This is a genomic window from Caldisphaera sp. (assembly GCF_046536515.1).
In the GTDB taxonomy this organism is placed as follows: Archaea; Thermoproteota; Thermoprotei_A; order Sulfolobales; family Acidilobaceae; genus Caldisphaera.
This window is the reverse complement of the sequence record NZ_JAWDMQ010000088.1, coordinates 1-3,638: the sequence shown is the minus strand read 5'-3', so window position 1 is coordinate 3,638 and position 3,638 is coordinate 1. Positions and strand designations below refer to the sequence as shown.

Here is a 3,638-nt window from a genome sequence, read left to right as displayed (position 1 = left end):
TCTAAATAATAAATTATTAAAAAATTATATGGATGCAATAATGTATAGAATTATATTAAAAATGTTAATACTTTGGATGAATAATATAAGACGGTGTGGCAAATTTGCAGGAAATTATAAATACAGATATTGCTATAATTGGTGGAGGAATTGCAGGCACGTCAATTGCAAGAGAGCTATCAAAATATGATATATCAATAACTGTTATTGAACAAAAACATGGGGTTGGTCTAGAAGGAACTTCGACAAATCATTCATTAGTATGCCAAGGGGGTGATTCCTTAACTTTTAGACCTGGGACTTTGCATGCAGAATTAAACATTAAGAGCATACCATTATGGCCAAAGCTTTCGGAAGAACTTAACTTTAAATTTAGAAGAATTGGAGGTCTTTGGCTAATAAGAGATAATTCAGATTATAAGAAATTTCAGAAAATGGTTTCAAGAGCTTTTAAATCTACTTTAGATCCGAAATCGCCTCTATTAATTCCAGAGGGTTCTTTTTCGCCTCTAAAATTTGTTGATAAAAAAGAATTGAAAAACTTAGAACCAGAAATTTCAGATAATTTTTTAGGAGCTCTTTATGATCCAAATTTAGCAACTGTTGATCCACCAGAAGTTGCGAAAGCTTATGCAGAAAATGCTAAAGCTAATGGTGTTGATTTCCTTTTTAATACTAAAATAAAAAGTATAAAAAGAGAAGAAAATAAATTTGAATTACATACAGATAATGCTTTAATAAAATCAAATATTGTTATAAATGCTTCTGGAATAGAAGCTGATAGAGTAGCTGAAATTGTAAAAGCAAGAGATTTTTCTTATGTTCCTTTAAAAGGTACGCTTGTAGAATTTGATGAAGAATTGGGAAAATTAATTAATCATGAAACAACAATTTTACCTAGAGGAAGCCCGCATTTGCAAGTTGTTTCACCTACAGTTGATAACAAACTAAAGGCTGGGATACATTTAGTGATGTCTTTCAGATCTGATAAAGAGGTTAAAGATTATGCAGTAAATCATGCAATTAATGTGGCAAAGACTTTATATCCTGCACTAAGGTTTGAAAACCATATAACAAAATCTTTTGTAGGATTTATGGCAATGACAAATCCTGATACAGGTTGGCATGATTTTGTTATCGCTAATCATGAATTCGTTCCAAATTGGATTAACATAGTTTTAGGACCAGCAGGTGTTTCTGCTTCTCCCATGTTGGGTAAAAAAGTAGTTGAAATCTTAACTAAATCTGGCTTAATATTAAAAGAAAAATCAAATTATAATCCTAGTATTAGAAAGAAGGTGGAATCATGAGTTTAAATTTAGATTTAGCTAGAAAAATAATTAAAGCAATGATTAGATTTTCAATCGATAACTATATGTTACCAGGAACTTATGCAGTTACCGATTCTGGAGGCCATGTAATAGCTGTAGAAAGAAGAGATAGCGGATTACCAGCTACTATTGATTTAGCAATAGATAAGGCATGGACAGCTTCAGTAATGAGACTTTCTGCTAAAGTATTAGATCAAGTTATAACAAGAGGAGAAGTTTGGAGACTTAATGTTAAGTATAATGGGAGGATGACTTTAATTCCTGGGGCAGTACCATTAATAATTCAAGGAGAAGTTGTTGGTGGCATTGGTCATAGTGGAGAATCAGTAGAAGGAGATGAAAAAATTGCTCAGGCCGGTTTGTCTGGAGCATATAGAGAGGAGGAATTTGAAGTAAAAGTTGAGAAAGGGCTTGAGTTAGCAAAAACTATCGCGGATAACACGATAAATTATGTTAATAAAAATAAAATAAGGCCTGTTGCAATAACAATTACTGATATAAATGGATGGCCTCTTTTGATTTATAGGATGGATGGAACCCCCTATGGCTTTGTTGGGATATCAAGAAGTAGAGCATGGACATCAAGTGCATTTAAAGTAGATTCGCATAAAGTCGTAGACTTAGTGGGATCAATGTTAGAATCCCCAAATGGTGAAGGTTCTAACGAAAGGTTCAATACGACTCAAGGAGGGGTTTACGTTGGTGATGTTATAGGTGCAATAGGTATTGCAGGTAATACCCCAGAGGAAGATTACAAAATAGCAAATAGTGTATTAAAGCTGATAAATTTTTAAATATAGAATAAAAAATATATAATTTTTTATTATTTATTAAAAAATTAAAGTATATGGCGTTGCTTTAAAAATAATAAATGATGGGAAGTTAATGCATTAAAGTAATGGATTTTCTGACCTCTTCCTCGCCCTGAAGGGCGGGAATTCCCTGAGGTCTAGAGGGTTACACCCCTTTTACGGGTGCTACTCTATTATCCCCTAAGCCGATATTGCTGGAGAAATCGGCTCCCGCTCCTCATATTTTAACAGTTGATCGGCTTGGAGTTCTATTTTATTACACTTGATAGTTGGGGTAGATGCATACTCATGTTTCAGTGACGCATACCCCTTTAGCAGCTGTCTCAATTTTTAATAGGTTTCTAAACTTAAAAAACTTTACCCCGCCCCTAGAAGGGGTTTGTCGTTCGCTTTATCAAAACATAGTATTTTTCTGTTAATTCTTTCTATTCTAATTTATCTATATGCTTCTTTACCATAAGCTTTCAATTAAAGCAATCAAAAAATCTAATAAGCGTTTATCCTAATCGATAATTATTTTCAAATAAATCTGCGTATACTTATTAAATACAAAATGGTGAAAAAATGGGAAAACCAGAAAAATATGAATTAACCTTAGATAAACTCTTTGTTTCATCTCTGGTTAGATCATCTGAAAAAGAAATAGTTTATCGAAACATAAAAAGATATAATTATATTGAATTTTATAAAAGAATAAAGATGTTAGCTAGTGGATTGCAAGGATTAGGTTATAAAAATGGATCAAAAATAGGAATAATTGATTGGAATACAAATTATTTTTTAGAATCTTTATTTGCAGTCCCATTAACCGGAGGAGCATTGCATACAATAAACCTTAGATTATCACCTCAAGAAATAGCCTATACAATAAACTATGTTAAAGATGATGCCATTATAATAAGAGATGAGTTCTTGCCTTTAGCTGAAAAATTAGCTCCATCTTTTCCATTTATAAAACAATGGATAATAACAAACGATGATGGAGGATTGCCATCAACTTCTCTTAAACCGATAACTCATATAGAAGATGTAATAAAAATGGGCGATATAAAATTTGAACCTTCAAATATTTCCGAAAATACTGATGCCGCTATTTATTTTACATCAGGAACTACTGGGCTACCAAAAGCACTTCATTTTACTCATAGGCAAATAATATTGCAATCTATTATAAGTGGGATAGTTGTAACAGCATATCAATCTCCTGTAAGGATATCATCAAATGATGTTTTAATGCATATTCCACCATTCTTCCATGGCTTAGGTTGGATGATGCCTTATCTTGGAACATTAATTGGCATGAAGCATGTTTTGCCAGGTAGGCCCGATGCTACTGTAATGTTAGATCTTATTAAAAAAGAAAAGGTTACCTTTGCAGCTGGGGTACCTACATTCTTAAGAATGCTTATCGAACATCCCGAAGCTGAAAAATATAAAGATGCTCTAAGTCATTTTAAGTTTTTATTAGATGGTGAACATCCCCCTAGGACTTTAT

4 protein-coding genes are annotated in these 3,638 nt (G+C 32.5%); 3 read left to right on the top strand and 1 reads right to left on the bottom strand.

Features of this window, described 5'->3' with window-relative positions; genetic code table 11:
* Positions 1 to 95 precede the first annotated feature (95 nt).
* Positions 96 to 1,310, top strand: a complete 1,215-nt coding sequence (locus RXO53_RS08020; RefSeq protein ID WP_410713696.1) for an NAD(P)/FAD-dependent oxidoreductase — start codon at positions 96 to 98, stop codon at positions 1,308 to 1,310.
* A complete protein-coding gene (locus RXO53_RS08015) occupies positions 1,307 to 2,125 on the top strand; it encodes a GlcG/HbpS family heme-binding protein (RefSeq protein WP_410713695.1) in 819 nt (272 codons plus the stop codon). The genes RXO53_RS08020 and RXO53_RS08015 overlap by 4 nt, the downstream gene beginning before the upstream one ends.
* A gap of 198 nt (positions 2,126 to 2,323) precedes the next feature.
* Here the strand turns inward: RXO53_RS08015 and RXO53_RS08010 are convergent, their stop codons facing one another.
* Complete coding sequence (locus RXO53_RS08010; RefSeq protein WP_410713694.1) at positions 2,324 to 2,470, bottom strand: hypothetical protein; 147 nt, start codon at positions 2,468 to 2,470, stop codon at positions 2,324 to 2,326.
* 237 nt (positions 2,471 to 2,707) lie between these two features.
* Between RXO53_RS08010 and RXO53_RS08005 the strand changes: the two genes are divergently transcribed.
* A partial coding sequence (locus tag RXO53_RS08005) for an AMP-binding protein (protein WP_410713693.1) occupies positions 2,708 to 3,638 on the top strand: 931 nt, incomplete at its 3' end.